General features: G+C 63.8%; 25 protein-coding genes. 20 read left to right on the forward strand and 5 right to left on the reverse strand.

The window, feature by feature from the left end:
- Window positions 1-181: 181 nt before the first annotated feature.
- Window positions 182-439, reverse strand: coding sequence for a hypothetical protein (locus tag A3A9_RS0105040; protein WP_051370765.1), 258 nt, complete (start codon window positions 437-439; stop codon window positions 182-184).
- A gap of 31 nt (window positions 440-470) precedes the next feature.
- Window positions 471-728: a hypothetical protein gene (locus A3A9_RS0105045; protein WP_027057790.1), complete on the reverse strand. Its 258-nt coding sequence runs from the start codon at window positions 726-728 to the stop codon at window positions 471-473.
- A gap of 189 nt (window positions 729-917) precedes the next feature.
- On the opposite strand from A3A9_RS0105045, the gene A3A9_RS0105050 reads away from it, so the two are divergent.
- The 9 genes from A3A9_RS0105050 (at window position 918) to A3A9_RS0105090 (ending at window position 9,448) form a co-directional block, all read left to right on the forward strand.
- Complete coding sequence (locus A3A9_RS0105050; RefSeq protein ID WP_027057791.1) at window positions 918-1,643, forward strand: GntR family transcriptional regulator; 726 nt, start codon at window positions 918-920, stop codon at window positions 1,641-1,643.
- 3 nt (window positions 1,644-1,646) lie between these two features.
- Complete coding sequence (locus A3A9_RS0105055) at window positions 1,647-2,681, forward strand: ADP-ribosylglycohydrolase family protein (RefSeq protein ID WP_027057792.1); 1,035 nt, start codon at window positions 1,647-1,649, stop codon at window positions 2,679-2,681.
- Entirely contained in the window at window positions 2,678-3,661 is a 984-nt protein-coding gene (locus A3A9_RS0105060; RefSeq protein ID WP_027057793.1) for a PfkB family carbohydrate kinase, read from the forward strand. Before A3A9_RS0105055 ends, A3A9_RS0105060 begins: the two co-directional genes overlap by 4 nt.
- Window positions 3,662-3,700: 39 nt before the next feature.
- Window positions 3,701-4,762, forward strand: a complete 1,062-nt coding sequence (locus A3A9_RS0105065; protein WP_027057794.1) for an ABC transporter substrate-binding protein — start codon at window positions 3,701-3,703, stop codon at window positions 4,760-4,762.
- Window positions 4,763-4,829: 67 nt separating this feature from the next.
- Window positions 4,830-5,699, forward strand: coding sequence for an ABC transporter permease (locus A3A9_RS0105070; protein ID WP_027057795.1), 870 nt, complete (start codon window positions 4,830-4,832; stop codon window positions 5,697-5,699).
- Entirely contained in the window at window positions 5,699-6,487 is a 789-nt protein-coding gene (locus A3A9_RS0105075; protein ID WP_027057796.1) for an ABC transporter permease, read from the forward strand. Before A3A9_RS0105070 ends, A3A9_RS0105075 begins: the two co-directional genes overlap by 1 nt.
- A complete protein-coding gene (locus tag A3A9_RS0105080; protein WP_027057797.1) occupies window positions 6,487-7,551 on the forward strand; it encodes an ABC transporter ATP-binding protein in 1,065 nt (354 codons plus the stop codon). The genes A3A9_RS0105075 and A3A9_RS0105080 overlap by 1 nt, the downstream gene beginning before the upstream one ends.
- Before the next feature lie 227 nt (window positions 7,552-7,778).
- The gene (locus A3A9_RS0105085; RefSeq protein ID WP_027057798.1) at window positions 7,779-9,029 is read left to right on the forward strand and encodes an aconitase X; all 1,251 of its coding nucleotides are present in this window, start codon (window positions 7,779-7,781) and stop codon (window positions 9,027-9,029) included.
- The gene (locus A3A9_RS0105090; RefSeq protein ID WP_027057799.1) at window positions 9,026-9,448 is read left to right on the forward strand and encodes an aconitase X swivel domain-containing protein; all 423 of its coding nucleotides are present in this window, start codon (window positions 9,026-9,028) and stop codon (window positions 9,446-9,448) included. Before A3A9_RS0105085 ends, A3A9_RS0105090 begins: the two co-directional genes overlap by 4 nt.
- 17 nt (window positions 9,449-9,465) lie before the next feature.
- On the opposite strand, the gene A3A9_RS0105095 is transcribed toward A3A9_RS0105090, so the two are convergent.
- Window positions 9,466-10,494 carry a LacI family DNA-binding transcriptional regulator gene (locus A3A9_RS0105095; RefSeq protein ID WP_027057800.1) on the reverse strand — a complete coding sequence of 343 codons (1,029 nt, stop codon included), beginning with the start codon at window positions 10,492-10,494 and terminating at the stop codon, window positions 9,466-9,468.
- A gap of 357 nt (window positions 10,495-10,851) precedes the next feature.
- On the opposite strand from A3A9_RS0105095, the gene A3A9_RS0105100 reads away from it, so the two are divergent.
- From A3A9_RS0105100 to A3A9_RS0105145, 10 genes are all read left to right on the forward strand, one after another.
- On the forward strand, window positions 10,852-12,465 hold the full coding sequence (locus A3A9_RS0105100) for an extracellular solute-binding protein (protein ID WP_027057801.1): 1,614 nt from the start codon (window positions 10,852-10,854) through the stop codon (window positions 12,463-12,465).
- Between the two features lie 82 nt (window positions 12,466-12,547).
- Entirely contained in the window at window positions 12,548-13,408 is an 861-nt protein-coding gene (locus A3A9_RS0105105; protein ID WP_027057802.1) for a carbohydrate ABC transporter permease, read from the forward strand.
- A complete protein-coding gene (locus tag A3A9_RS0105110; protein WP_027057803.1) occupies window positions 13,405-14,361 on the forward strand; it encodes a carbohydrate ABC transporter permease in 957 nt (318 codons plus the stop codon). Before A3A9_RS0105105 ends, A3A9_RS0105110 begins: the two co-directional genes overlap by 4 nt.
- On the forward strand, window positions 14,358-15,449 hold the full coding sequence (locus A3A9_RS0105115; protein WP_027057804.1) for an ABC transporter ATP-binding protein: 1,092 nt from the start codon (window positions 14,358-14,360) through the stop codon (window positions 15,447-15,449). The genes A3A9_RS0105110 and A3A9_RS0105115 overlap by 4 nt, the downstream gene beginning before the upstream one ends.
- A gap of 1 nt (window position 15,450) precedes the next feature.
- Entirely contained in the window at window positions 15,451-16,512 is a 1,062-nt protein-coding gene (locus A3A9_RS0105120) for an ABC transporter ATP-binding protein (protein ID WP_027057805.1), read from the forward strand.
- A 35-nt stretch (window positions 16,513-16,547) separates the two neighbouring features.
- On the forward strand, window positions 16,548-17,633 hold the full coding sequence (locus A3A9_RS0105125) for a Gfo/Idh/MocA family protein (protein WP_027057806.1): 1,086 nt from the start codon (window positions 16,548-16,550) through the stop codon (window positions 17,631-17,633).
- A gap of 55 nt (window positions 17,634-17,688) precedes the next feature.
- Window positions 17,689-18,603, forward strand: coding sequence for a sugar phosphate isomerase/epimerase family protein (locus A3A9_RS0105130; protein ID WP_027057807.1), 915 nt, complete (start codon window positions 17,689-17,691; stop codon window positions 18,601-18,603).
- A 53-nt stretch (window positions 18,604-18,656) separates the two neighbouring features.
- Window positions 18,657-19,832 carry an aldose 1-epimerase family protein gene (locus A3A9_RS0105135; RefSeq protein WP_027057808.1) on the forward strand — a complete coding sequence of 392 codons (1,176 nt, stop codon included), beginning with the start codon at window positions 18,657-18,659 and terminating at the stop codon, window positions 19,830-19,832.
- Between the two features lie 49 nt (window positions 19,833-19,881).
- Window positions 19,882-20,964 carry a fatty acid desaturase family protein gene (locus A3A9_RS0105140; protein ID WP_027057809.1) on the forward strand — a complete coding sequence of 361 codons (1,083 nt, stop codon included), beginning with the start codon at window positions 19,882-19,884 and terminating at the stop codon, window positions 20,962-20,964.
- Window positions 20,965-21,048: 84 nt separating this feature from the next.
- Window positions 21,049-21,849 carry a 3-methyl-2-oxobutanoate hydroxymethyltransferase gene (locus A3A9_RS0105145; protein WP_027057810.1) on the forward strand — a complete coding sequence of 267 codons (801 nt, stop codon included), beginning with the start codon at window positions 21,049-21,051 and terminating at the stop codon, window positions 21,847-21,849.
- Here the strand turns inward: A3A9_RS0105145 and A3A9_RS0105150 are convergent.
- Window positions 21,814-23,331, reverse strand: coding sequence for an HAL/PAL/TAL family ammonia-lyase (locus tag A3A9_RS0105150; protein WP_027057811.1), 1,518 nt, complete (start codon window positions 23,329-23,331; stop codon window positions 21,814-21,816). The genes A3A9_RS0105145 and A3A9_RS0105150 overlap by 36 nt on opposite strands.
- The gene (locus A3A9_RS0105155) at window positions 23,328-24,329 is read right to left on the reverse strand and encodes an ornithine cyclodeaminase family protein (RefSeq protein ID WP_027057812.1); all 1,002 of its coding nucleotides are present in this window, start codon (window positions 24,327-24,329) and stop codon (window positions 23,328-23,330) included. Before A3A9_RS0105155 ends, A3A9_RS0105150 begins: the two co-directional genes overlap by 4 nt.
- Before the next feature lie 121 nt (window positions 24,330-24,450).
- Here A3A9_RS0105155 and A3A9_RS0105160 point away from each other — a divergent pair, with 121 nt between their 5' ends.
- Window positions 24,451-25,884 carry a DHA2 family efflux MFS transporter permease subunit gene (locus A3A9_RS0105160; protein ID WP_027057813.1) on the forward strand — a complete coding sequence of 478 codons (1,434 nt, stop codon included), beginning with the start codon at window positions 24,451-24,453 and terminating at the stop codon, window positions 25,882-25,884.
- Window positions 25,885-25,904 lie beyond the last annotated feature (20 nt).

A 25,904-nucleotide genomic window follows, 5' to 3' on the forward strand; every position in this document is an offset into this window, starting at 1 on the left:
GTGCGATCGATTAGACGCTCGTGGCGGCCGGTCTTTCGGATGCCCTCACCGGTCGCGCGAGGAACCCGCTGCCTTCGGGGGGAGGCGGCGGGTTTCTGTTGCCGCCGCTGAACAGAAAAAGACGGACACTTGGCCCGCCTTTTCCGGCTGTTCCATTTGGGCATGGCCCAAATCGCTGACGTCAGTTGGCGCCGCCGAGCTGCTTGGTCATCTTACAGAAATTGTCATGCGACTTGGCAATAGCCTTATCACCGCATTCCTTCATCATGCCTGTGCGATCTTCTTCCTTCATCGCCATCCAAGCCACCTTGAATTCCTTCTCGGACTTCATCGTCTTCATGCCGGCATCGGTGAAGAACGGCGACATTTTCGCCGGATCGTCGAGCGCTGAGGTGTGGGTAGCGGCGAGCGCCGAGCCGGTCATCATTGCAAGCGCCATCGGGTGCGTGCCAGATCCTGGCGCCAATAGATTACTCCATGTCCGGTACGTCGCCGCTGACAAACAGCGTGGTCGGCGGGCCGTAGTCGCCCAGGTTCGGGTCGGCATCGCGGCTCCAGGCGATGACGCCGACATGTTTTGACGCCAGTCCTCGGGCTGTGCGTATGGCGCGGTCTTCGCTTTGCTGATCGGCGGGGCCAAAGGCTGGAAACAATTCACCGTCATCGCCGCGATCGAACGCGACCACGACGATCAGCTTGGGGTTTGTATGCTCTGTTGAATGGGACATGGTGCTCCTTCAAGGGCGGAACCTATCACACTACCGGACCAAGGGGTCGGCTGTCTGGCTCTCCACCGTATTTCGCGGGGAACTCTGGAGTTCGCTGCCTGCTTTGAGCCGCCTTCCGCATCGGATTGACTCGCGTCTTGTCGCCGTGTATTGAACAGGATTACACAGGTTCACTGAACAGGTACGCATATGAAGCGGCGCGCGGTTCAATTGTCTCCCGGCACGGGCAAGCCCGAGCAGATCGCCACCGTTCTGGAACATGAAATCCGCTCCGGCGTGCTCGGCTTCGGCGATCGCCTGCAGAGCGAGAACGAGCTCGTCCAGCGCTTTTCCGTCAGCCGCAACACCGTCCGCAAGGGCCTCGAGGAACTGTCCAGCAGAGGGCTGATCACCACCAAGGTCGGCATCGGCTCCTTCGTCACCTTCGACGGCAAGCCGGTCGACGATTCGATCGGCTGGTCGCGGGCGCTGGCCAATGCCGGCGCCAATGCCGAGACGCGGACGCTGCGGCTCGAGGTCATCGAAGACCCCGATCTGGCTGCCTTGCTAGGGATCGAAAGCCCGTTCTTCATCGCTGTCGACCGCGTACGCACCAATGCCAGTGACGGCCATGCGATCTCGATCGAGCGCAGTCGCCTGCCGCTGTCGCCAGAGCTGGAGGATGTGCCGCTGCGCGGCCTGCGCGAAGGTTCGCTGCACCAGACGCTGCGCGGCGCCGGCCTCATTCCCGACCATGGCGAGGAATGGGTCGGCATCGAGATGCTCAATGCCGAGGACGCGGCCATTCTCGGTTGCCCGCAAGGCACGCCCTTCCTGCGCGGACGGCGGCTGACCCGCGCCGCAGATGACCGGCCGATCGAATATGTCACCAGCCTGCTCAATCCCGCGCATTTCGCGCTGCATATGAGGTTTTGAGCGATGCCCGACAACACCATGCTCGATCGCGCCATCGGCGCGCTTGTCGGTGGGGCGCTGGGAGACGCACTCGGCATGCCGACGCAGCTTTTGTCGCCGGCCCGGATTGCCGAGGTCTACGGCCATGTCGAGGATTTCATCGCGCCCTTCGCCGACCATCCGGTGTCGAAGGGACTGCTGGCCGGCACCATCACCGACGATACCGAACAGGCGCTGCTGCTCGGCCGCATTCTGGTCGAATCGGCCGAGCGCTTCGACCATGCGCGCTGGGTCAACGCGCTGCTTGACTGGGAGCACGAGGTCAAGGCGCGCGGCAGCTACGATCTTCTGGGGCCGTCGACCAAGCGCGCCATCGATGCCATCAACAATGGTGTGCCGGCAGAAGAGGCAGGGCGCAGCGGCGACACCAATGGGGCGGCGATGCGCATCGCGCCGGTCGGGATCATGATGCCGCTGGAGCCGCTCGACGCGTTCGTTGCCAAGGTGGCCGAGACGTGCCGGGCCACGCACAACACCTCGATCGCCATAGCCTCCGCCGCCGCCGTCGCGGCCGCCGTCAGCCGTGGCGTCTCCGGTGGTGACTGGCGCGCTGCCTCCGACAGCGCGGTCGCGGCGGCAAGGCGAGGGGCGACGCTCGGCCATTGGGTGACCGGCGGTGACATCGCCGCGCGCATCGTCTGGGCACAGGATCTGGTGCGCGGCAAGGTGAAGAAGGACGCGATAAGGCTGATCACAGATCTGGTCGGCACCGGCGTCGCCAGTCAGGAATCCGTTCCGGCCGCCTTCGCGGTGCTGGAGGTTGCCGGCGGCGATCCCTGGCAAGCGGCCGTCATCAGCGCCAATCTCGGTGGAGACACCGATACGATCGGTGCCATTGCGGCCGGCATGGCCGGCGCCTGCACCGGCTTCTCGCGGTTGCCGCAGCAGCATATCGCCCGGCTTGTCGGCATCGACATGTCGGAGGTTCGCGCGCTTGCGGGCGACCTCGTGGCGGCAAGGGTGGTGAAAACCGGTTCCGGCAAGGACGCAGCGGCATGAGCGGGCGGCTCGTCCATATCGGCAGCGCTGTGGTCGACTATGTCTATCGTATCGACGCCTTGCCGGCGCCAGGCACCGAGAAGACGGCATCGAGCTTTGCCCAGGTCGCCGGCGGCGGCTTCAACATGATGGTCACCGCTACCCGCACCGGCATGACAGTGGCGTTCGGCGGCCAGCTCGGCAGCGGACCGAACGGCGATTTTTTGCGCGCCGCCTTCGCCGCCGCAGGCATCGAGACGCTGACGCCGCCATCGCCCGTCATGGACAGCGGCAATTGCGTCGCCATGATCTCAAGCGATGCCGAACGCACCTTCGTCTCGTGGCCCGGCGCGGAGAGTGTGCTCAGCCTCGACATGATGGCGCCCGTGGCGGTCGCACCGGACGATTGGGTGTTCACCTCAGGCTATACGCTGAGCTATCTGGGCAGCCGCGAAGTGCTCACCGACTGGATCGAGGCGCTGCCGGCAAAAATTCCCTTTGTCTTTGACCCGACGCCGGTCATTTCAGACATTCCGCGCCCTATCCTGTCGCGGGTGCTTGCGCGCACGACGTGGCTCAGCTGCAACGCCACGGAAGCCGCCGAAATCGCCGGTGAGGGTGATGTCGAGGCCCTGGCTGTTCGGCTGCTTGCCGAGCATTGCCCACAGGCTACCGGTGTCGTCATCCGCTCCGCCGCCAAGGGCTGCCATGTCAGGCTGGCCGACGGCACGGCGCAGACCATCGGCGGATTCAAGGTTGCTGCCATCGACACCAACGGCGCCGGCGACACCCATATCGGCGCTTTCGTCAGCGCATTGGCGCGCGGCGTCACGCCCTTCGAGGCTGCGCGCTATGCCAATGCGGCAGCGGCGATTTCGGTGACACGCCACGGTGGTTCATCGGCACCGAGTGACGCGGAAATCCAGACTTTCCTGTGCCAGGCCAATGGTCCTTCGACCGGCGCGCCGAGCCAGACAAAGAAGGCCCATCAGACAGCCTGACAAGCCCGGGAAGCGGGCAAACAAAGAGAGGAACCAACCATGCGCATGCCAAGACTGACTGCTCTGCTGACGGCGACTGCCGTCTTCACCACCGCACTCACGCTGGCCGCCAGTGCCGCCGAAGTGCATGTGCTCAACTGGAAAGGCTACGGCGCCGACGAGCCATGGGCCGTCGAGGCTTTCGAAAAGGCGACCGGCAACAAGGTCGTCAACGATTTCTTCAATTCCGAACAGGAAATGCTGACCAAGATCCGGACCAATCCCGGCCTCTACGACGTCGTCATGATCAACGCCGCCTTCAACGACCAGGCGATCGCGGAAAAGCTGATCCAGCCGATCGACACCTCCAAGCTGCCGAACTATGCCGACATCAGCAAGGACAAGGCCGGTTCGCCGATGCTCGACCATGACGGCAAGGTCTATGGCGTGCCGTGGGTGTGGGGCCTGACGGCGCTCGCCATCAACGAAAAGTCCTTCGACAAGCCGCCGACGTCGATCGCCGAAATGTGGGATGCCGCGCACAAGGGCCGCGTCGTCATCCGCGACGACGCCGTCGAGGCGGTGCAGTTCGGCGCCATCGCCACCGGCCAGAACATCAACGACATCAAGGATATGGATTCGGTCAAGACGAAGCTCACTTCGCTGATGCCGCAGATCAAGACGTTCTGGAGCTCGGAGAACGACTGGAACCAGATGGTCGCCTCCAACCAGATTGACATCGGCACCTATTGGAGCGGCTCGGCCGACCGCGCCAAGACGCACTTCAAGCTACCGGTTTCGCTGGTCATTCCAAGGGAAGGCGCCGTCGCCTGGCTCGATGCCTTCTCCATTCCTGCCGGTTCCAAGAATGTCGAGGGCGCGCAGGCCTTCATCAACTACATGATCGACCCGAAATTCTATGTCGAATGGGTCACCAAGGTCGGCGCGCCGGTGTCGGCCAACACCAAGGCGGTGGAAGCGCTGCCCGAAGACTCCTTCAACCGCAAGGTGATGGGTGATCCCGAGGTGGCCAAGCGCATCCAGTTCCAGGCACCGATCACCGACGCGCAGCGCGAGGCCTATCTGGCACTCTGGCAGCAGCTCAAGGTCGACGTGAAGTAAAACGCGCGTCCGGACCAGCCGGCGGTTCGCGCCGGCTGGTTCTTGCAATCCTGGGGAGGAGGGTGTCATGGCAGTAGAGGGAGCGGTCGCGTCGCGCAGCGGGCTGAGATCGGCTCTGCCGCTGCTGGCGCCAGCCTATCTCTGGCTGACGGTGGCGATCTTCCTGCCGCTCTCGGCCATGGTCTTTTTCTCGTTCATGACCGAGCTGCCGCTGTCGGGAAAGCCATGGGCCTTCACGCTTGGCAACTACGCCGCCTTCTTCTCGCAGAGCCTTTATCTGACGCTGCTACTCGCCTCGTTGCGGCTCGGCCTCGAAGTCACGCTGTGGTGCGTTGTCATCGGCTATCCCGCCGCCTATGTGCTGGCCAAGGTGCTGAAGGGGCGCAGCCGCGAGGCGATCTTCCTGCTCGTCATCCTGCCGTTCTGGTCGAACGGGCTGGTGCGCATCTTTTCCTGGGCGATGGTGTTGCGCCAAGGCGGCATTCTCGACACGGCCCTCAATGCCGTGCTGCCGTTCAAGATCAACATCGATCTCATGTATTCCTATCCGGCCGTCATTATCGGCCTGGTGCACTCCTACGTGCCCTACATGGTGCTGACCTGTTATCTCACCTTGCAGGCGATCGACGACTCGTTGATCGAGGCTGGCCGCTCGCTCGGCGCCTCGCGGCTGCAGGTGCTGAAGCGAGTGATCATTCCGCTGTCGATGCCCGGCCTGGTGGCGGGTGCGGCACTGATCTTCGTGCCGGTCGTCGGTTCGTTCATGGAGCCGCGCATCCTCGGCGGCCGCACCGGCACCTTCTACGGAACTGTCATCGAGGACCAGTTCGTCGCCGTCTTCAACTGGCCATTGGGCGCGGCGCTCTCCTTCATCCTGCTGGCCGTCGTGCTGGTCATCCTGGCTGTTGCCTCGCCGGTGCTGCGGAGGGCTGCGTGATGATGACCACGCGTATCCTGGAAGGGCTTGGCCGCCTCTATGTCGGACTGCTGCTCGCCTTCCTCTATCTGCCCATCATCATCATGGCGCTGATGTCGTTCAACGTCTCGCCCTTCTACCAGTTGCCGTTCGAATGGACGACCGAGTGGTACACGTCGCTCTGGCAGGACGATCAGATCATCGCCGCGACCTGGAACAGCCTCGAGATCGCAATCATCACCACCATCATCTGCGTGGTGCTCGGCTCGGCGGCGTCGCTGGCGCTTTTCCGCTATGAATTTCGCGGCAAGAAGGTGTTGCACGCGCTGCTCTTCCCGCCGATCGCCATTCCCTGGCTGATCACCGGTACGGCAATGCTGATCTTCTTCTTCGGCGTCGGCATCGGTCGCGGCCTGTTCGCCATTCTGCTCGGCCATGTCGCGCTGGCGCTGCCCTATGTCATCGTCGTCGTCTCGGCGCGGCTGCAGACTTTCGCGCCCGAACTGGAAGAGGCGGCGCGCTCGCTCGGCGCCAACCAGTGGCAGGTGACGAGGCGCGTCACGCTGCCGTGGATCATGCCGGGCGTGATTGCCGGCGGGCTGTTTGCGTTTGCGGTGTCGTTCGACCAGTTCGTCGTCTCCTATTTCCTGGCGACGCCGGGACAGACGACGCTGCCGGTCGAAATCTACGCAGCGATCCGCAAGGGTTTCACGCCCGAGATCAATGCGGTCTCGACCATCATCATTGTCGTGTCGATGGCGCTGATGCTGCTCACGGCGCGCTTCTTCAAATTCGGCGGAGAGAAATAATGGCCGGTGTGCAGGTATCGAACGTCTCGCGCAGCTTTGGCGCGCACAAGGCGCTGGACGATGTCTCCATCGACTTCGCCGATGGCGGCTTCTATGCGCTGCTCGGGCCATCCGGCAGCGGCAAGACCACGCTGCTCAGGCAGATCGCGGGCTTCGACTTTCCGGACTCTGGCCGCATCGCCATCGGTGGTGAGAGCGTCGAGCGGGTGCCGGTCGAGAAGCGGCGCATCGGCATGGTGTTCCAGAACTATGCGCTGTTTCCCAATATGAGCGTCGCCGACAATGTCGCCTTCGGCCTGTCGGTGCGCGGCGAGGCCAAGCCCGTCATCGCGACGGAGGTGCAGCGCGCGCTCGACCTCGTGCAATTGGGCAAGCTTGGCGGCCGCCGGCCGCACCAGCTCTCTGGCGGCCAGCGACAGCGCGTGGCCTTAGCGCGTGCCATCGTCACCAAGCCGCGTGTGCTGCTGCTCGACGAACCGCTCGGCGCGCTCGACAAGGCGCTGCGCGTCGACATGCAGATCGAGCTCAAGCGTATCCAGCGCGAGATCGGCATCACCACCATCTTCGTCACCCACGACCAGGAAGAAGCGCTGACGATGAGCGACCGCATCGGCATTCTTCGCGACGGGCGGGTGGTGCAGGAGGGGCCGCCGGAGGAGATCTACGACCGGCCGAAAAGCGAGTTCGCCGCCACCTTCCTCGGCGACGCCAACATCTTTCGCGGCGACTCGACCGGCAATGGCATCCGGCTGCCGGACGGAACGGCGATTGCCGCTGGGGTGGGGGCGACGCTTGCCGCGGGCGCCAAGGCGAGCTGTGCCGTGCGGCCGGAACGCATCCGGATTGCCACGGATGGTGGAGCTTCGGACGGCAATGCAAACACGCTCAAGGGTCAGGTGTCCAAGCGCATCTTCGCCGGCAACAACAGCACGTATTTTGTCGAGCGTGCCGGCCAGACGCTGAAGGTCATCGTGCAGAACACCGGCGCCGACAGGCTGGCCGAAGGGCAGGATGTCGTGCTGCGCTGGTCGCCGGAAAGTACGGTATTGATCGCTGCTGGTTAGGGACTAACCGGGGAGGTTGGCGCTCCGTCACACCCCCTCTGCCCTGCCGGACATCTCCCCTACAAGTGGGGAGATTGGCCGTCGTCGATGTTTTCGCAAATCTCCTACGTTGCAAGAATGAGCGCCAGGGCCGAAGCTGCCAATCTCCCTCCTTGTGGGGGAGATGCCCGGCAGGGCAGAGGGGGGCGCTGTCCCGCCATACGATCGAGTAAGTGGCTGGAGTACTGATGACGCTTGAGCTGACCGCCGAGGACCAATCCATGCTCGATGGCGAGCAAGGCCCGTCCTCCGCCGCTGCCATGAGAATTCTCGTCGCCTTCTCCAACGCCATCGATGCAGGCAGCCTGCTCGACATATCGGGCGCCCATATCGACGGCTGTCTTTACCACGGCAAGGCCGGCCTCGATTTCGTCGAACGGCTGGTCGAGGGCGGGGGGCGTGTGCAAGTGCCGACGACGCTCAATGTCGGCTCGTTCGACCTCATCCATCCCGGCATGGTGAAAATGCCGGCGGCGGAAGAGGTGCCGGCGCGGCGGCTGATGAAGGCGCATCTGGAGCTTGGCTGCCAGGCGACCTTCACCTGCGCGCCCTACCAGACACGCTTCCGGCCTGAATTCGGCCAGCAGATCGCCTGGGGCGAATCCAACGCCATCGTCTTCGCCAATTCGGTCATCGGCGCGCGCACCAACCGCTATGGCGATTTCATCGATTTGTGCTGCGCCATGACCGGACGCGCGCCGGCCTGGGGCCTGCACCTCAGCGAAAACCGGCGCGGTCGCATCCTGTTCGAGCTAGACGTTCCGGACCTTGAGCCGAGCGATAGCCTGTTTGTCGGCGTCGGACTAATCATCGGGCAAGCCAGCGGTGACCGCATTCCGGTCATATCAGGCCTGCCCCGGCCCCGTGACGAGGACCAGTTGAAGGCTTTGGGCGCGGCGGCGGCGACGACGGGCGCCGTGGCGCTGTTCCATGCGATCCGCATCACACCGGAAGCCAGCACGCTCGATGAGGCGTTCCATGGCCACGCGCCGGAAGAGACGATCCGTATCACCCGCGCCGATGTCGATCACGCGCTGGCCAGGCTTTCAATGGTGCCGGACGGAGCGCTGCTCGCCGCCGTGTCACTGGGCACGCCGCATTTCTCGCATGAGGAATGGATGCGCCTGTTGCCGCTGCTGCGCGAGGCGGCCCCTGGCAGGGGTATCCCGATCTATGTCAACACCGGCCGCGCGACACTGACGCGGCTGCAGGAAGAAGGCATGCTCACAGGCATGGAGGCGTTCGGCCTCATCCCGGTCGCCGACACCTGCACCTATGTCACCTCGATTCTCGAGCGGCTCGACGGCGTGGTGATGACCAATTCCGGCAAATGGGCGCATTACGCGCCGGGCAATATCGGCGTCACCGTCGCCTTCGCCGACATGAAGGATTGCATCCGCTCCGCCGCGGTCGGGCATGTGGTGCGGGGTGCATCATGATGCAATCGGCGGAGCGATCCGGCATCTTCCAGCTAGCGGGCAACGCCGATGGCGAGGCGCTGGTGTTTTCGCAGCCGCTCAGCTTCTGGGGCGGTGTCGATGCCGAGACTGGCGAGATCATCGACCACTCCCATCCGGGGCTCGGCCAGAATGTCGCCGGCAGGATCCTGGTCATGCCGAGCGGGCGGGGATCGTCGTCTTCGTCGTCTGTCCTGGCTGAAGCGATCCGCCGAGGTACAGCACCAGCCGGCATTCTCATGGAACGGCCGGACCCGATCCTGGCGGTCGGTGCCATCGTGGCGGAGTTTCTCTACGAAATACGCATGCCGCTGGTGGTGTGTGAGATTGCGGGCATTGTGTCCGGCGACAGGATAGCGATCGGCACCGGCGCGGACGGCCGCGCGATCATCAGGGGTTAGAACCGAAAGCTAGCCGCTCAGATCTCCGGAATGTTCTCCTTGAAGATCACCTGCAGTCTCGGCTGGTGCAATTCATAGGGCAGGCCCCGGACCGCATGGGTCAAGGTGTTGAGCGCCTCACGCGCCTCGACACGTGGGTTCTGGTCGATGACCGCATCGAGCGTACCGTCGAGCAGCAGGTCCTTGGTGCCATCCGTCACTTCATGGCCGAGGAAGACCATGGATTGCGCGCGGCCGCGCTCCTTGAGCGCGCGGGCGATGCCGGTGTTGCCGGCGCCGACATTGTAGATCGCGGCAAGGTCGGGGTGCCTGTCCAGAAGCGCTGACGCCTCTGAATAGGCTTTTTCGCGGTCGTCGAGCATTTCGCGCATTTCGACGATCTCGAGATTGGGCGATTCCTCGGTCAATATGTGCCGGAACCCCATCTCGCGTTCCTCATGGCCGCGATAGGAGAGCGAGCCGGCGAACAGCGCCACCTTGCCGGGGCGTTCCGACCCCATGAAACGGTTGAGCAGATAGCCGGCCAACCTCCCGGCGGCGCGGTTGTCGATGCCGATATAGGCGACCCTCGGCACATGCAGGATGTCGGAGGCGATGGTCACCACCTTGATGTCGTTGGCCGACAGCGAGCGGATCGCCTCGCGCACCGTTGGATGGTCGAGCGCGATGACGCCGACGCCTTGCGTCTGCCCGCGTAATTCCTGCAGCAGGCGCGCGAGCCGGTCGGGATTGAAGCCTTCTATGGTGGCGATGTGGACATCGAGATCGGGGCGGGCCAGGGCCTGCGCCTCAATGTGCCGGTGCAGCATCTTGATGAAGGAATTGGTGCCGGCCGGCAGCGCGAAGTCGAGCCGGATGACCTCGCCGGGCAAGGCGCGCGGCGGCGCCCCGTTCGGGCCTTCGGCGATGTAGCCGAGGCGCTGCGCCATTTCGAGCACGATTTCGCGAGTGCGCGCCCGCACACCGGCGCGGTTGTTGAGCACGCGGTCGACGGTGGCGGCGGAAACGCCGGCCTCCCGGGCTATGTCAGTCAGGGTGGAACGCACCGTCTTTCATCTCCTCAACGCATCAGGATCACGCAATGCCGGCGGCCGGCCTGATGGCCACGACTCCTCGCCATCGGCGATTCTGATGGGAAATGATGTATCCGGCCTTGGCCGAAGCGCAAGCCGTTGGGCTAAATCAGGTTGCCCGGCACGGCTATTCCGGGGCGGGAGGATACATTTCCCATCAAATCGAGGCATCTGGAGCGATATATGGACCCCGGTATGACGCATTTCCTCGCCTCATTGCAATGTTGTGATGTGTTTTGATTATTTATGATGTTGACAGCCTTCCAATCCTGCCGTCAATATCCCTCATGGGCTCGTGGGGGAAACGTGAGCCCTGAGGGAGGAACTCCAATGTCTGATCTGATCCGCATATCGCGACGCCGGTTGCTGGCGTCCGGAGGAAAGGCGGCGGTGTTCGTAGCCGCCACGGGTATCGCACCGCAATTCATTCGTCCCGGCCGTGCCTTCGCTGCCGACGCACTTGCGCCGGGCATGATCGGTGGCCCGACCGGCTTCGAGGGCGCCGAGCGCTACCAGTATGGTGACGACACGCCGGAAGGCCGCGCCATCGAGGCGGCCAAGGCGCTGAAGGGTGCCGGCAAGGCGCCGGCGAAGATCGTGCTCGGCCTGTCGGACGGCTCGATCGGGCAGCTGACGCAGCCTTTCCCGGCCGGCGCGCCGTCGATCAAGGATCTCTGGGAAAAAGAGACCGGTATTCCGATCGAAATCGTCGGCCTGCCGAACGGCCAGGAATTCACCAAGACTATGCAGGACATCTCCACCAAGGGTGGGGCCTATGACATCTATTCGACCGAATGGAACCGCCTCGGCGACCTCGCCGAGACCGGCGGCATCGCCAAGCTCGACGACTTCGTCGCCCAGTACAAGCCGGAATGGGACGATCCCAAGACCGGCTATGTCGACGGCGCCAAGGGTGTGTCGCTGCTCAACAAATATCGCGGCTCGAACTACGGCGTGTCGCTGGACGGCGACTTCCAGACCTGGGTCTACCGCACCGACCTGTTCGGCGACGCAGCCGAGCAGAAGGCTTTCAAGGACAAGTACGGCTACGACCTGGCACCGCCGAAGACCTGGAAGCAGCACGGCGATATCGCCGCCTTCTTCCAGCGCCCGGACAAGGGCCTGTTCGGCTCGACCGACCTGCGCAACCAGGGCTGGGGCTACACCAATTGGTACCAGCGCTATGTCTCGATGGCTTCGCCCAACCAGTTCCTGTTCGGCGATGACGGCAAGCCGCTGATCAATTCCGAGCACGGTATCGCCGCCACCAACGAATATGTCGCTTCGCTCGCGCACCACTCCCCGGATGCGATCTCCTGGGGCTGGCCGGAACAGTACGGCAATTTCGCCAAGGGCGGTGCGGCGATGACCTGCGCCTTCTCCAACCTGCCGAAATTCCTCGACAATGCCGGCAACAAGGATTCGGCCGTCACCGGCAAGATCGGTTCGATGCTGCCGCCCGGCCGCGAGATCGACGGCAAGCTGATCAGCCGCTCGGTGCTGTGGTTCTCGCTGACCGGCATGGTCTCGTCGCAGTCGAAAAACCAGGAAGTCGCCTACCTCCTGCTGCAATGGCTGGGCTCGGCCCGCATTTACGCCTGGATGAGCGCCAACCCCGGCGGCTATCTCGATCCGTTCCGGCTGTCGGACTTCTCCGATCCTCTGGTGCGCCAGACCTATCACGCCTACCACATGGACGTGGTGCGCGAGACGGTGGCGCGCACGGTGCCGACCATCAACTATCCCGGCGCCACCGCCTTCCACAATGCGCTCGATGAAAACCTCATGGCCTCGCTGACCAAGGCCAAGACATCGGAGCAGGCGATGGCCGACACCGAGACCGAGTGGAAGAAGATCGCCCGGCGCATCGGCGAGGACAAACTGCTCGAAGCCATCAGGACCAACAAGGAGGCATGGCCGACCGTTCTCGATCCGATCAGCTGATCCGTCTCCCTGGATCAGAGCCGGAGGGGAGGGGCGAAAGCTCTTCCCCTCCGCACTCAACGCCACCAGCAAAAGCAGCCAGATGAAGCGTTCCGTTCCTTTCGAGATATTCCGCTACGCCGCGATCCTCGCGGCGATGGCGGTGACGCTGGTGCCGATCCTGTGGATGGTGTCGATGGCCTTCAAGCCGATCGCCGAATGGTCGGCGACGGGTGCCGACCTGACATGGTGGCCGAAGAACCCGACGCTGAGCAATTTCCGCTTCGTCTTCGGCGAGTCCACCAACAGCCTGATCGTGGCGCTCGACCGCACCGCGCTGAAGCCGATCCTGTCGTCGCTGCTGTCGGCGGTGTTCGGGACGGCGATCGCCATGTCGGCGGGCACGGCGGCGGCCTATGGGCTGTCGCGTTTCGGCTCCGGACAGAACCTGCCGTTGGCGCTGATCCAGCTCAGGCTGTTTCCGCCGATGGCGGTGATGATCCCGGTCATGATCATGTGGGCCTTCCTGAACTTCACCGACAGCTGGTGGGGTCTGGCGCTGATCTACGGCATCGTCACCTTGCCCTTCGCCTTCTGGCTGATGAAGACCTTTTTCGAAGACATGCCGCGGGAGATCGAGGAAGCCGCCTTGGTCGAAGGCTGTTCGCGGCTGCGCGTCTTCACCCGCATCACACTGCCGATGATGCGCGCGCCGCTCGCCAGTGCGGCCCTCTTCGTCTTCATCCTCAACTGGTCAGACTATCTGATCGCGCTGCTTTTGACGACGCGCGAATGGGTGACCATCCCCGTCTACATGGCGTCGCTGTCGTCCTCGATGACAGGCCAGCTCTATGGCGCCAAGGCGGCTCTTGGCCTGATCGCCGCCGTGCCGCCCGTCATCATGGGCATCGCCATCCAGCGCCATCTGGTGCGTGGGTTGACATTCGGGGCGCTCAAGCAATGAGCGCGGTGATGACGACGATTTCGGAGGGCGAGATGGACGCGCGGACAAAGCCGGCCCTGCGCGACGAGGGCGCCCGGCTGGGCTTCCGGTTGACGCTGCCGGCGCAGATCCTGGTGCTGTTCATCTCGGTCTTTCCACTGCTGATGCAGCTCTACATCAGCGTCACCGACTGGTCGCCGCTCTCGGGCCTCGGTTGGTGGAATGCCTGGGAGATGTGGAACAGCTTTGCCAACTACACCGATCTTGCCGCCGACGCGCGCTTCTGGAGCGCGCTGAAGCGCACGGCCATCGTCATGGTCGTCTGCGTGCCGGCGGAGTTCCTGCTCGGCCTCGCACTGGCGACGCTGTTCGCCGATGATTTTCCCGGCAAGCGCATCTTCTATTCGATCCTGCTGATGCCGATGATGGTGGTGCCGGCGGTGGCCGGCTATATGTTCTTCATGCTGTTTCAATCCGGCGGCCCGGTGAACGACATCCTGTCGGCCATCACGGGTACACGCGTCACCATCGCCTGGCTGTCGGATCCGACGCTGGCGCTGATCGCGGTGATGATCGCCGACATCTGGCAGTGGACGCCGCTGATGTTCCTCATCCTGCTCGCCGGCCTGGTCGGCGTGCCGGAGGACCAGGTCAAGGCAGCGACCTTGCTTGGCGCCAATCCCTGGCAACGCTTTACCACCATCGTGCTGCCGAAGATGAAGACCATCATCATCATCGCGCTGGCGATCCGCGTGATCGAGAACTTCAAGATCTTCGACACGCTCTACATCATGACCGGCGGCGGCCCCGGCGTCGCTACGGAAACGATCTCGGTCTACATCTACAAAGTCACCACTCAGGACCTGATCTGGGGTTATGTCGCGGCGATTGCGCTCGCCATCCTGATCGTGCTCTCCATCGTTGCCGTGTTCGCCATGAAGCGCATGGCACGGGCAAGGCAGGTGGCGGCATGAGTACGATCCAACTGCGCAACCTCACCAAGACATTCGGCGACTTCACCGCGCTGAAGACCATGGATCTCGACATAGCGGATGGCGAGTTCATGGCGCTGCTTGGGCCTTCCGGTTGCGGCAAGTCGACGACGATGAACATGATCGCCGGCATGGAGGAGCCGACGAGCGGCAAGATCCTGTTTGGCGAGCGCGACATGGCCGGCGTGCCGATGGGCCGGCGCGGCGTCGGCTTCGTCTTCCAGAACTACGCCATCTTCACCCATATGACGGTGCGCCAGAACCTGGCTTACGGACCGAAGATGCGCGGTGCTGCGAAAGCCGAAATCGACCGCCGCGTCGGCGCCATCGCCGAATTGCTGCAACTGACGCCGCTGCTCGACCGCAAGGCTGACCGGCTCTCGGTCAACATCTTGCAGCGCGTGGCGATCGGCCGGTCGGCGATCATGGAGCCGGCGATCTTCCTGCTCGATGAGCCGCTGTCCAATGTCGATGCCGCCTTCCGGGCGGTGATGCGCACCGAGCTGAAACAGCTGCAGCGACAGTTCAAGCAGACGATGGTCTATGTCACCCATGATCAGCTCGAAGCCATGACCATGGCCGACCGCATCGCCGTCATGGACCATGGCGTGCTGCAGCAGGTCGGAACGCCACTCGAAGTCTACAACAATCCGGTCAACGTCTTCGTCGCCCGCTTCATCGGCGCGCCGGGCATGAACCTGCTGAAGGGCCGGCCGGCGGAGAGTGACCGCGGGCTGGTCGTTGATCTCGGGCCGCTGGGCATCACGCCGCCACTGCCGGACGATCTGGCGGCGACCGTGCGCGGCGCACGCGGCGAAGTGCTTTACGGTTTCCGGCCGGAGCAGGTGGCGCTGGCGCAAGATGGGCGCGGCCTTGCCATGTCTGTCACCTTCGTCGAGCGCATCGGCGCGCGTACCATTGTCCATCTCGGCCAGGGCGAAGGCGCAGTGAAGGCGGTCTTCGACAATGATGTCGGGTTGTCGATCGGGCAAACCGCAGTTGTCGCCCCCGACGCGTTGTCGGTACGTGTCTTCGATGCCGCCACTGGTGTTGCGATGAAGGCAAGTTGAGATGGCTGACATCGTCTTTCGCAATGTGACCAAGCGCTACGGCAACACACACGCCGTCGACGACGCCTCGTTCACGGTCAATGACAACGAGTTCTTCTGCTTCTTCGGGCCGCCGCTGTCGGGCAAATCGACAATCCTGCGCCTGGTGCTCGGGCTGGAGAAGCCTGATACCGGAGACATCCTGATCGGCGGCAAACCGGTCAACGCGGTGTCGCCGGCCGAGCGCAATGTGGCGATGGTGTTCCAGAACCTGGCGCTGTTCCCGCATATGAGCGCGCTCGACAATGTGCGCTTTCCTCTAGTCGAACGCCGGGTCGCGGAACTCCAGATTAAAAAGCGAGTCGCCGATGTCGCGGCCAAGCTGCATATCGGCCATATCCTGCACAAACCACCGGCGCAGCTTTCGGGCGGCGAGCGGCAGCGCGTGGCAATCGCGCGCGCGCTGGTGCGCGACCCCAATGCCTATCTGATGGATGATCCGATCTCAGCACTCGATGCACGGCTGCGCGAGGAGACGCGGGTCGAGCTGAAGCGCATCCAGCGCCAGCTCGGCAAGACGCTGATCTATGTCACCCACGATCAGGAAGAGGCGATGTCGATCGCCGACCGCATCGCCATACTGGAGAATGGCAGCATCCGGCAGATCGGCGCGCCGGCGGAGATCTATGATCGTCCTGCCAGCACCTATGTGGCACGGCTGCTCGGTTCGCCTGTCATGAACATCCTGAAATCGGCCCGGGGCGAGGGCGGCGTCGAGGCGGCCGAAGGCACGATCCGGATTGCCGACAAGACTGCCCCCGCTGATGCCGTCGAGATCGGGCTGAGGCCGGAGGATATCAAGGTCAGGCCGTGGGCGGATGGGGGCCAGGGTCGCCCGGCGCGGGTGTTCGAGGTCGAGCCGCTTGGTGGCTACACCGTCGTGACACTCGCCGCTGGGCAGGCGCGGCTGAAGGCGCTGTTGCGCGGTCAGCCCGATATCAGGCCGGATGCGATGGTGGCGATATCCTGCGAGCCGGCCCGCGTGCATTATTTCGGGCAAAGCGGAGGCGCGTTGGTGAGATGATTGCGGCCGCGAGGACAGAGTTTCGGGAGGAAAGCATGACAGCCAAAGGCTTCGAGCCGGACGTTAAAGTCCGCACGAAAGAATACAGGATCGGCTGCGTCGGCGCCGGCATGATCATGGCCGAGTGCCATCTCGCCGCCTATCACGAAGCGGGCTTTCCGGTCGTGGCGATCGCCTCGCGCACGCCTGCGAATGCGCAGAAGGTCGCGACACGCTGGGGCATCCCGACCGTGCACGACACGCCCGAACAGCTAATCGAGGACGAAGCCGTCGAGATCATCGATTTGGCCTTTCCGCCCGACCTGCAGCCGGCCCTGATCCGCCATGCGCTGAAGCAGAAGCATATCAAGGCTGTTCTGGCGCAGAAACCCTTGGCGCTGTCGGTCGAGGAAGCCGTCAAGTTGCGCGACGAAGCGGCGAAGGCCGGCAAGATCCTCTCGGTCAACCAGAACATGCGCTACGACCAGTCGATGCGCGTCCTGAAGCAGATCATGGACAGCGGCGCGCTGGGCGACATCGTCTTCGCGCAGATCGACATGCACGCCATCCCGCACTGGCAGACTTTTCTCGAGGATTACGACCGGCTGACGCTCGCCAATATGAGCGTGCACCATCTCGACGTGCTGCGTTTCCTGTTTGGCGACCCCGATGAGATCACGACGCTGACGCGCAAGGATCCGCGCACGACATTCGACCATCTGGACGGCATCACCGTGTCGACACTGCGCTTCCCGTCCGGTGTGCTTGCCGTGTCGCTGGAGGATGTCTGGTCCGGTCCGCGCCAGGATGGCTACAAGGACGACCAGCACATCAACTGGCGTGTCGACGGCACCAGGGGCGTTGCCAAGGGTACGATCGGCTGGCCGACGGGGGCTGCCTCGACGCTGACCTATGCGTCGGCCGAGACGACCGGCGGCGAATGGGTCAGCCCAAGCTGGGACACGATGTGGTTCCCGCATGCCTTCATCGGCGTGATGGAGCAGCTGCAGCACGCGGTGAAGACAGGCACGCCGCCGGCGCTTTCCGTCGCCGACAACGTCAAGACCATGGCGCTGGTCGAGGCGGGCTACCGCTCGATCAACGAGGGCCGCACCGTCAGGCTTTCCGAAATCGCTATCTGATCACCGCAACTGAAACACCAGACAACTGAATCGCTTACAGGGAGGAATTCACACCATGATGCAGGCAGGTATTTTCACGGGCTATTTCCCGTACGGCCTCGAAGAGACGGCGAAGAAGATCCGCGGGCTCGGTTTCAACACGGTGCAGCTCGACCTGCATTTCCGGGATGTCGATCTGTCAGCCGGGCAGATCACCAAGGACAAGGCGAAGAAGGTGCGCGATGTCTTCCGCGACCACAATCTGCCGGTCTGCTGCGTGTCGGGCTACACGAACATCATCCATCCCGACAAAGCGGAGCGCGACAAGCGCGTCGGCTACCTCAAGGAGATCATCCGCAACGCCCGCCATTTCGGCTCGCCTTACGTGATCTCGGAAACCGGCACCTACAACACCGAATCCGACTGGGTGCATCACCCCAAGAACAAGACCGAGGAAGGGTTCGAGGAATGCCGCAAGGTGATCGCCGACCTTGCCCAGACTGCCTATGACCATGGCGCGGTCTTCCTGCTCGAAACCTATGTCAACAATGTCGTCGGCTCGGTCGAGGAGACGGTGAGGATGTTCGCGCAGGTCGACCATCCCGGCCTTGGCCTGTTGATGGATCCGACCAACTATTTCGAGACCCACAACATCGACCGCATGGACCAGATCCTGAACCAAGTGTTCGACACGCTGACCGACAAGATCAGGATAGCCCACGCCAAGGACGTCAAGCGTTCGGGCGACGACAAGTCGGAGAAGCATGCCGATATCGGTGACGCCGATGCGATGGAAAGCCATACTTTCCGCGGCGTTGGCGAGATCGAACTGCCAGCGCCGGGTCTCGGCTCGCTGAACTACGATCTCTACCTCAAGCGGTTGGCGGAAAAGCATCCGAACATCCCGGTCATCATCGAGCATCTGTCGGAAGACGACGTGCCGCGCGCCAAGACATTTCTCGACGGGAAGTTCCGCGCCAACGGGCTTTGAGACGCACGCGGCGCAGCGAGGAACGACAGCAAAATGAAGGACGCCGTCGTCGCATGGTAGAGCTTTACGGCAAGACGCTGTCGCGGAGGCAAGTGGCCGAGCGGTCCGGCATGCTGTCGCAATTCGCCGGCGTGCGGCTGATGACGCTTGGCGATGGCGTCGAGCGCGGCATCCGCATGCTGGAGTTTCGCACCGGCTCCGGCCTGCGTTTCACCGCGCTGGTCGACCGCGCGCTCGACATCGCCGATTGCGACTTCAAGGGCCAGGCGATCGGTTGGCATTCGCCGAGCGGCTTTCGCCATCCGGGCCTGCACGACTATGAGGGGGAGAGCGGGCTCGCCTGGGCGCGCTCCTTTTCCGGCCTGCTGGTCACTTGCGGCCTCGACCACATATTGGGCCGGGAAGAAGTGCCGGCCGAGAGCTACAATTATCCCGGCAAGAAGACCGTGATCCATTCGCTGCACGGCCGTGTCGGCACGATCCCCGCGCGGCTGACCGGCTATGGCGAGAGCTGGGATGGCGACCGCTGCGTGCTGTGGGCGGAAGGCATCGTCCAGCAGTCGGCGGTGTTTGGAGAGGATCTGCATCTCATCCGTCGCATCGAGGCCGATGTCGGCGGCAACCAGATCCGGCTGTCCGACCGTGTCATCAATCACGGCTTCAACCGCACGCCGCATATGTATTTCTACCACATCAATGTCAGCCATCCCTTGCTCGACCAGGGCTCGCGCTATCTGGCGCCGATCCGCGACGTGGTGTGGGCAGGCCATGCCGGCGAGCGCTATGAGGCGCAGAAGGTCGGCTACCGCACGGCGCTAGCGCCGCAGATGGGGTTCAGCGAGCAGGTCTGGCAGCATGAGATGGGTGCCGACGCAAAGGGGCAAGTGCCGGTGGCGGTCGTCAACGACCGGCTCGGCCTCGGCTTCGAAGTGGTGACGCGCAAGGACCAACTGCCTTGCGCCTATCAATGGCAGAATTTCCAGGCCGGGCAGTATGCGCTGGGCATCGAGCCTTCGACCCATCATGTGCTCGGCGATCTCGCCGCGCGCGAACGCGGCGAGATGATCTGGCTGGAGCATGGCGAAAGCCGGGCCTACGATGCGGTGTTTCGCATCCTCGATGGCGCCGGTGAGATTGCAGTGGCGGAAGAAAGGATCGCTTCGATCGTCAGGCAGCCGCAGCAGGATTATCCTAGGCCGTCGGGGAATTTTCCGGGATTGGGGGCATGATGCGACAGGAATGCTCCGGCTGGCGGGCCGGAAACCGGAGGTCGGTGTGATGGGCAACAAGCGCGACTACAGCCTGGTCGGCGAAAGCACGCGGGCCGCGATCGAGACCGGCCTGGCGTCGGCCGAGTGGTACCACACCGACGTGCCGCGCAAGGCGATGAAGGAATTGATGCAACGCTCCGACGGCCCGGCGATCCGCGACACCATCATCTGGCTCGCTGTCATCGTGGGCTCGGCCGCCGGCATCGTCTGGTTCTGGGGTTCGTGGTGGGTGGTGCCGTTCCTGTTCGTCTATGGCGTGCTCTATGGCTCGTCGAGCGACTCGCGCTGGCATGAATGCGGCCACGGCACGGCCTTCCGCACGCGCTGGATGAATGATGTCGTCTACCACATCGCCTCCTTCATGCTGATGCGCAATCCCGTGCAATGGCGCTGGAGCCATGCCCGTCATCACACCGACACCATCATCGTCGGCCGCGACGCCGAGATCGCCGTCATGCGGCCGCCGGACCTGTTGAAGGCGGGACTGGCCTTCACCGGCATTCTCGACTTCCGCTATTCCCTGCCGACGCTGGTGCGCCAGGCCTTCGGCACGCTGTCGGACGACGAGAAGAGCTATATCCCCGAGATGGAGCAGCACAAGGCGGTGGTCGCCGCCCGCTGGCACGTTGCCATCTATGTCGCGACGATCGCTCTTGCGATCGTGCTGGGCTCATGGGTGCCGCTGGTGCTGATCGGCCTGCCGCGCCTCTACGGCACCTGGCACATGGTGACGACCGGCCTGCTGCAGCATATCGGCCTCGCCGACAATGTCATCGACCACCGGCTCAACACCCGCACCGTCTACATGAACCCGATCAGCCGGTTCATCTACTGGAACATGAACTATCATGTGGAGCACCACATGTTCCCGATGGTGCCGTATCACGCGTTGCCCAGGCTGCACGCGCTGATCAAGCACGATCTGCCCGAGCCGAACCCGTCAATGTGGCATGCCTATCGCGAGGTCTGGCCGGTCCTGCTCAGGCAGCTGAAATACGAGGACTATTACCTCAAGCGTGAGCTACCGCCGACGGCCAGGCCCTATCGCGGCGAGTTGCATGAGGTCGATATGTCGAGGGCCGCCGAGTAGCCGTCCTCTCAGCTATCCGGTTAGCCTCTCGGCCGGTAAGGTGATGAAATCAACTGAATGCCTGCTACCAAACAAGGATATCCGATGCGCCGAAAGAGACCGACCGTCGCCGATTTGCGTGCGATGAAGGGTAAGCGGCAGCTGACCATGCTGCGTGTGCTCAACCTGGACGAGGCGGAGGCGGCCGAACGGGCAGGGGTCGATATCGTCTCGGTGCCGCCCGAGCTGGTGCTCAACCCGCAATACCGCGACGCGGCACCAAGCCTTTTCACAATGCCTGGCGAAAACTTCTTCGAGGTCGGCACCGCGGACGATTTCATCCGCTGGGCCTTCCGGCTCTACAAGGCAAGCGCCGACGCGGTCTATTGCAGCGCCGGCTACGCCACGATCAAGCGGATGGCCGACGACGCGATCCCCGTCATCGGCCATGTCGGCCTCATTCCGTCCCGCGCCACCTGGACCGGCGGCTTCAAGGCGGTCGGCAAGACCGCCGACACCGCCATGCAGATCTTCGAGGCGGTGAAGCAACTGGAGGCCGCGGGCGCTGTCGGCGCCGAGATCGAAGTGGTGCCGGTCGAGGTGGCCAAGGCGATCTCGGAGCGGACCTCGCTGATCATGCTGTCGATGGGGGCGGGCACGGGCTGCGACGCGCAATATTTGTTCGCCGACGACATCCTCGGCCAGAACCGTGGCCACATGCCCCGCCACTCCAAGGTCTATCGCAATTTCGCCGCCGAGTATGACCGGCTGCAGGCGGAGCGCGTGGCGGCCTTCTCCGAATATGTCGCCGACGTCAACAGCGGCGCCTATCCCGAGGACAGGCACGTCGTGCACATGGACCCGGCCGAGCTAAGCCTGTTCCTGGACAAGGTCGGCCGGAAGTAAACCCGGCTGCCAATTGCCGCCGGCAAGCGCGGCATGGAGCGCTTCGGCGTCGATGCCGAGCGGCCGGTCCTCCTTCAGCGCCGGCACAAGCGCACGGATCGCTGCGTGAACCGTTGATGTGCGCGGCGCCAGCGTCAGCCCTTCGCGCAGGTCAACGGCCTGGGCCGCCGCCATCAGCTCGAAGGCGATCAGCCGCCGCCACAGCGCGATCATCCCGGCGCATTTCGAAACGGCGAGGGGGGACTGGGTGGCGTGATCCTCGACACCTTCCGAAACAGGCAAGAAGTCGAGCATGACCGGATTGGCCTTGTGGCGGATGGCGGCCAGGATCGATGTCGCCGTCTTCTGCAGCGGCACGAAACCGGCCGACGCGCCGCCGATGGGCGACAGATATTTCGGCAGACCGTTGCGGCCCGAGCCGGTGAGCTGGATGAAGCGGGCGACGCTTGCGGCCGCTGCCTGGGCGACCGCAAGACCAAGTGTCTCGAAGGCGAGCGAGAGCGACGCCGTGTGGAAATTGCCGGTCGACAGCACCAGTTCGTCGTCGCCCAGTACCAGCGGGTTGTCGGCGGCGGCGTTGAGCTCGATCTCCACGGCACGTTTAGCCTGGCCTATCGCCTCGATCAGCGCGCCATGGATCGACGGCATGCAGCGGATAGACAGCGGGTCCTGAATGGTGGTCGGCGCCGGCGGCTCGTCACGGGCCAAGAGATCGTGCAGGGCCTTGGCGGCTTCAGCTTGTCCGGCTGCCGGGCGCGCCATATGCAGGCGCGGATCGAGGATGGTGCGGTTGGCACCAAAGCCTTCCATGGTCAGCGCGCCGGCCTGCTGCTGTTGGGCCAGAGCCGACAGCGCGTCCACGATTGCCAGCGCGCCGCTGCCGGAAGAGACCGCCGAGGCGTTGATCAGCGACAGCCCGTCTTTCGGCGCCAGGCTGATGGGCGCAAGGCGCGCCATCATCAGCGCCTTGGCCGCCGGCATGCGCCTTCCCTGATAATCGGCTTCGCCTTCGCCGATCAGCACACGGGCAAGCGCGGTCATCAGCACCAAATCGCCGGCACCGATCGAGCCGAGCGACGGCATGACCGGATGGACGCCAGCATTGAGCGCGTCGACCAGAGCGACAAACACGGCGGGCGACAGGCCGGAGCCGCCGGCCGACAGCATCGATGCGCGAGCGACCATGGTGGCGCGGACGATTTCGACCGGGAGCGCTTCGCCAACCGCGCCGCTGCGCCCCTCCAGCAACTGGCGCTGGAAAGCGCTGGCGTCGCCCTCTACCGAAGCGCCGAGGTTGGCGCCAAGCCCGGTGTTCAGGCCATAAATCTGCTGGCCGGAGGCGGCGGCCTGGTCGAGCACTTTTCGCGCCTTTTCCAGCTTGCCGACGACATCGGGTCCGATTTCCACTTTGCGTGCTTCGCGAGCGACGCTGGCGACATCGCCGGCACTGACACCGGCTCCGGTGAGGACGAGCGCGCTCATGCGAAACGCAGCCTCTGGCCGATGCCTTGCGCCTGCGCCTTGGCCAACATGGCCTTGCCAAGCGCGATATCGGAGAGCGACAGGCCGCGATGCCAGAACAGGATGGTTTCGTCGTCGCTTTCACGCCCGGATTTGAGACCGGCGGCGATCTGGCCGAGCTCGGCATGCAGCGTTTTCTCGCTGAGCCTTCCGGTTTCGACATGGGCGCGCAGCGAGCCGAACTTGCCGCCCTTGCACTGGCCCCAATCGTCGACGACCATCTTCCGCATGATGTCGGTCAGCGACAGCTCCACCGCGCTCATCGTGCCATAGGGCACGACCAGCGCACCGGGCTTGATCCATTCGGTCTTCAACAATGGTTGCGGCTCCGGCAGACGAGATGCCTCGACGACGATGTCGGCGCCCTTGACGCAGCTCTCCCAATCGGCGACCGCCGTGACTTTCTTGCCGAGGTCGGCCGTCAGTTTCGCGGCAAAACCGTCGCGGCTTTCCGCGCGGCGCGAATGGACGCGGATCTCGTCGAAATCGAAGAGATGGTCGAGCAGGCGCACATTCCAGTAGGCGGTGCCGCGCGCGCCGATATGGGCCAGCACCTTGGAATTCTTGCGCGCCAGATGTTTGGCGCCGATAGCGGTGACCGCCCCGGTGCGCATGTCGGTGATGACGGTGGCGTCGAGAATGGCGCGCGGCGTGCCGGTGCGCGGGTCAAACAAATTGAGGATACCGAATTCGGAGGGCAGGCCGTGCAGATAATTGTCGACATAGTCGCCGACGATTTTCACGCCCGCGGTGTCTAATGGCGCGACGTAGCCGCGTAAGACGTTGAAATGGCCGTGGAAGGATGGATCCGGCTCGAGATGGACACGCGGCTCGATCACCGTCTGGCCCTTGCCCTGGGCGACAAGGCCCGCCTCGACAGCGGCAATGATTTCGCCATCGGTCATATCGAGCGCTTCGATGTCGAGGGCATTGAGATAGTCGATATAGATGGGCTTCATTTTACGCGCGCACTTTCCTCGGTCGCCCCGTCCATCCCATAGCAGGCCACGACGCGACACGAAAGTTTGTTGCGCTGTGTCTGGACGCAACCGGCCAAATGCTGTTCAAACCGAACCCGTCATGACTGCCATTCCCGAGACTGAAGCCTTAGCCGAAACGGCCACCAATGCGCGGCGCGTGGCGCTGATCGTTGCCATCGCCTTCTTCATGCAGCTGCTGGATTCGACGATCATCTCGACCTCGCTGCCGCAGATGGGCGCCTCCTTCGGCGTGCCTGCGGTGGCGATGAGCATCGGCATCACCGTCTACATGCTGACCATGGCGGTGTTCGTGCCGCTGTCTGGTTGGCTAGCCGACCATTTTGGCGCGCGCAACATCTTCCTGCTGGCGATCGCGCTGTTCACGCTGGCCTCGCTCGCCTGCGGCTTCTCTGAGAATTTGACCGAATTCGTCGTGGCGCGCGCCGTGCAGGGGCTGGGCAGTGCGCTGATGACGCCGGTCGGCCGCATTCTGGTTTTGCGCAACGCGTCGAAATCCGAGTTGCTCAACGCCACCGCGCTGATCACCTGGCCGGCGTTGTTCGCGCCCGTGATCGGGCCGGTGCTTGGCGGCTTCATCACTACCTATCTGTCCTGGCACTGGAATTTCTTCATCAACATCCCGCTTGGGCTGATCGGGCTGGCGCTTGTCGCGCGCTTCATCCCGGGCGATCGTGAGGCCGATCCCAAACCGCTGGACCGGCCGGGTTTCTTCCTGACATCGGCGGGGTTGGCCCTGCTGCTCTACGGGCTCGAGCGTATCGCGCATCCGGAGGACGGTGCGTTGCCGACCGTGCTGTTGATCGTTGCCGGTATCATCGTCTCCTGGCTGGCGGTGCGGCATCTCAGGCGCGTGCCGCATCCGCTGCTCGATCTCTCCTCGTTCAAGGCGCTGACCTTCGCCATCTCGACGCTCGCTGCCGGCACCATCTTCCGGGTGGCGATCAACGCCACGCCGTTCCTGCTGCCGCTTTTGTTCCAGGTTGGCTTCGGCCTCTCGCCCGTCGATGCTGGCCTGATGATCCTGGCTTATTTCCTCGGCAATCTCGGCATGAAGACGGTGACCACGCCGACGCTGCGGCGCTTCGGTTTCCGCACGGTGATGGTCGTCAACGGCATCATCGCCTCGGCCTCGATCATGGCTTGCGGGGCGATCTCGCCGCAGACGCCGCAAGCGCTGGTGGTGGCGCTGATGTTGATCGCCGGCCTGTCGCGTTCAATGCAGTTCACGGCGCTCAACACGCTGGCCTTCGCCGATATCGATGCGGCACAGCGCAGTTCTGCGGCGACGCTGTCCTCGATGCTGCAGCAGGTGGCGATGCTGTTTGGCGTCGCGGTGGCGGCGGCGATCCTCAACCTGTCGCAGATCGCCAGGGCGCAGCCGGCGCTCGACCTCGTCGATTTTCGAATCGCCTTCCTGGTGATCGGTGCCATCGGGCTGGTGGCGGCGCTGCGTTTTCTGGTGCTGCCGCCCGCCGCTGGTGCCGAGGTTTCCGGCCATACGCCGGGGAACTGAAATCGAATTTTTCGGCCTTG

The organism is Mesorhizobium loti CJ3sym (assembly GCF_000472785.1).
Lineage (GTDB): Bacteria > Pseudomonadota > Alphaproteobacteria > Rhizobiales > Rhizobiaceae > Mesorhizobium > Mesorhizobium loti_E.

Bases quoted from the DNA above. Each gene is read 5' to 3' on its own strand.
- A3A9_RS0105040 (WP_051370765.1), bottom strand. From the start codon at position 439: ATGGCGCTTGCAATGATGACCGGCTCGGCGCTCGCCGCTACCCACACC.
- A3A9_RS0105045 (WP_027057790.1), bottom strand. From the start codon at position 728: ATGTCCCATTCAACAGAGCATACAAACCCCAAGCTGATCGTCGTGGTC.
- A3A9_RS0105050 (WP_027057791.1), top strand. From the start codon at position 918: ATGAAGCGGCGCGCGGTTCAATTGTCTCCCGGCACGGGCAAGCCCGAG.
- A3A9_RS0105055 (WP_027057792.1), top strand. From the start codon at position 1,647: ATGCCCGACAACACCATGCTCGATCGCGCCATCGGCGCGCTTGTCGGT.
- A3A9_RS0105060 (WP_027057793.1), top strand. From the start codon at position 2,678: ATGAGCGGGCGGCTCGTCCATATCGGCAGCGCTGTGGTCGACTATGTC.
- A3A9_RS0105065 (WP_027057794.1), top strand. From the start codon at position 3,701: ATGCGCATGCCAAGACTGACTGCTCTGCTGACGGCGACTGCCGTCTTC.
- A3A9_RS0105070 (WP_027057795.1), top strand. From the start codon at position 4,830: ATGGCAGTAGAGGGAGCGGTCGCGTCGCGCAGCGGGCTGAGATCGGCT.
- A3A9_RS0105075 (WP_027057796.1), top strand. From the start codon at position 5,699: ATGATGACCACGCGTATCCTGGAAGGGCTTGGCCGCCTCTATGTCGGA.
- A3A9_RS0105080 (WP_027057797.1), top strand. From the start codon at position 6,487: ATGGCCGGTGTGCAGGTATCGAACGTCTCGCGCAGCTTTGGCGCGCAC.
- A3A9_RS0105085 (WP_027057798.1), top strand. From the start codon at position 7,779: ATGACGCTTGAGCTGACCGCCGAGGACCAATCCATGCTCGATGGCGAG.
- A3A9_RS0105090 (WP_027057799.1), top strand. From the start codon at position 9,026: ATGATGCAATCGGCGGAGCGATCCGGCATCTTCCAGCTAGCGGGCAAC.
- A3A9_RS0105100 (WP_027057801.1), top strand. From the start codon at position 10,852: ATGTCTGATCTGATCCGCATATCGCGACGCCGGTTGCTGGCGTCCGGA.
- A3A9_RS0105105 (WP_027057802.1), top strand. From the start codon at position 12,548: ATGAAGCGTTCCGTTCCTTTCGAGATATTCCGCTACGCCGCGATCCTC.
- A3A9_RS0105110 (WP_027057803.1), top strand. From the start codon at position 13,405: ATGAGCGCGGTGATGACGACGATTTCGGAGGGCGAGATGGACGCGCGG.
- A3A9_RS0105115 (WP_027057804.1), top strand. From the start codon at position 14,358: ATGAGTACGATCCAACTGCGCAACCTCACCAAGACATTCGGCGACTTC.
- A3A9_RS0105120 (WP_027057805.1), top strand. From the start codon at position 15,451: ATGGCTGACATCGTCTTTCGCAATGTGACCAAGCGCTACGGCAACACA.
- A3A9_RS0105125 (WP_027057806.1), top strand. From the start codon at position 16,548: ATGACAGCCAAAGGCTTCGAGCCGGACGTTAAAGTCCGCACGAAAGAA.
- A3A9_RS0105130 (WP_027057807.1), top strand. From the start codon at position 17,689: ATGATGCAGGCAGGTATTTTCACGGGCTATTTCCCGTACGGCCTCGAA.
- A3A9_RS0105135 (WP_027057808.1), top strand. From the start codon at position 18,657: ATGGTAGAGCTTTACGGCAAGACGCTGTCGCGGAGGCAAGTGGCCGAG.
- A3A9_RS0105140 (WP_027057809.1), top strand. From the start codon at position 19,882: ATGGGCAACAAGCGCGACTACAGCCTGGTCGGCGAAAGCACGCGGGCC.
- A3A9_RS0105145 (WP_027057810.1), top strand. From the start codon at position 21,049: ATGCGCCGAAAGAGACCGACCGTCGCCGATTTGCGTGCGATGAAGGGT.
- A3A9_RS0105150 (WP_027057811.1), bottom strand. From the start codon at position 23,331: ATGAGCGCGCTCGTCCTCACCGGAGCCGGTGTCAGTGCCGGCGATGTC.
- A3A9_RS0105155 (WP_027057812.1), bottom strand. From the start codon at position 24,329: ATGAAGCCCATCTATATCGACTATCTCAATGCCCTCGACATCGAAGCG.
- A3A9_RS0105160 (WP_027057813.1), top strand. From the start codon at position 24,451: ATGACTGCCATTCCCGAGACTGAAGCCTTAGCCGAAACGGCCACCAAT.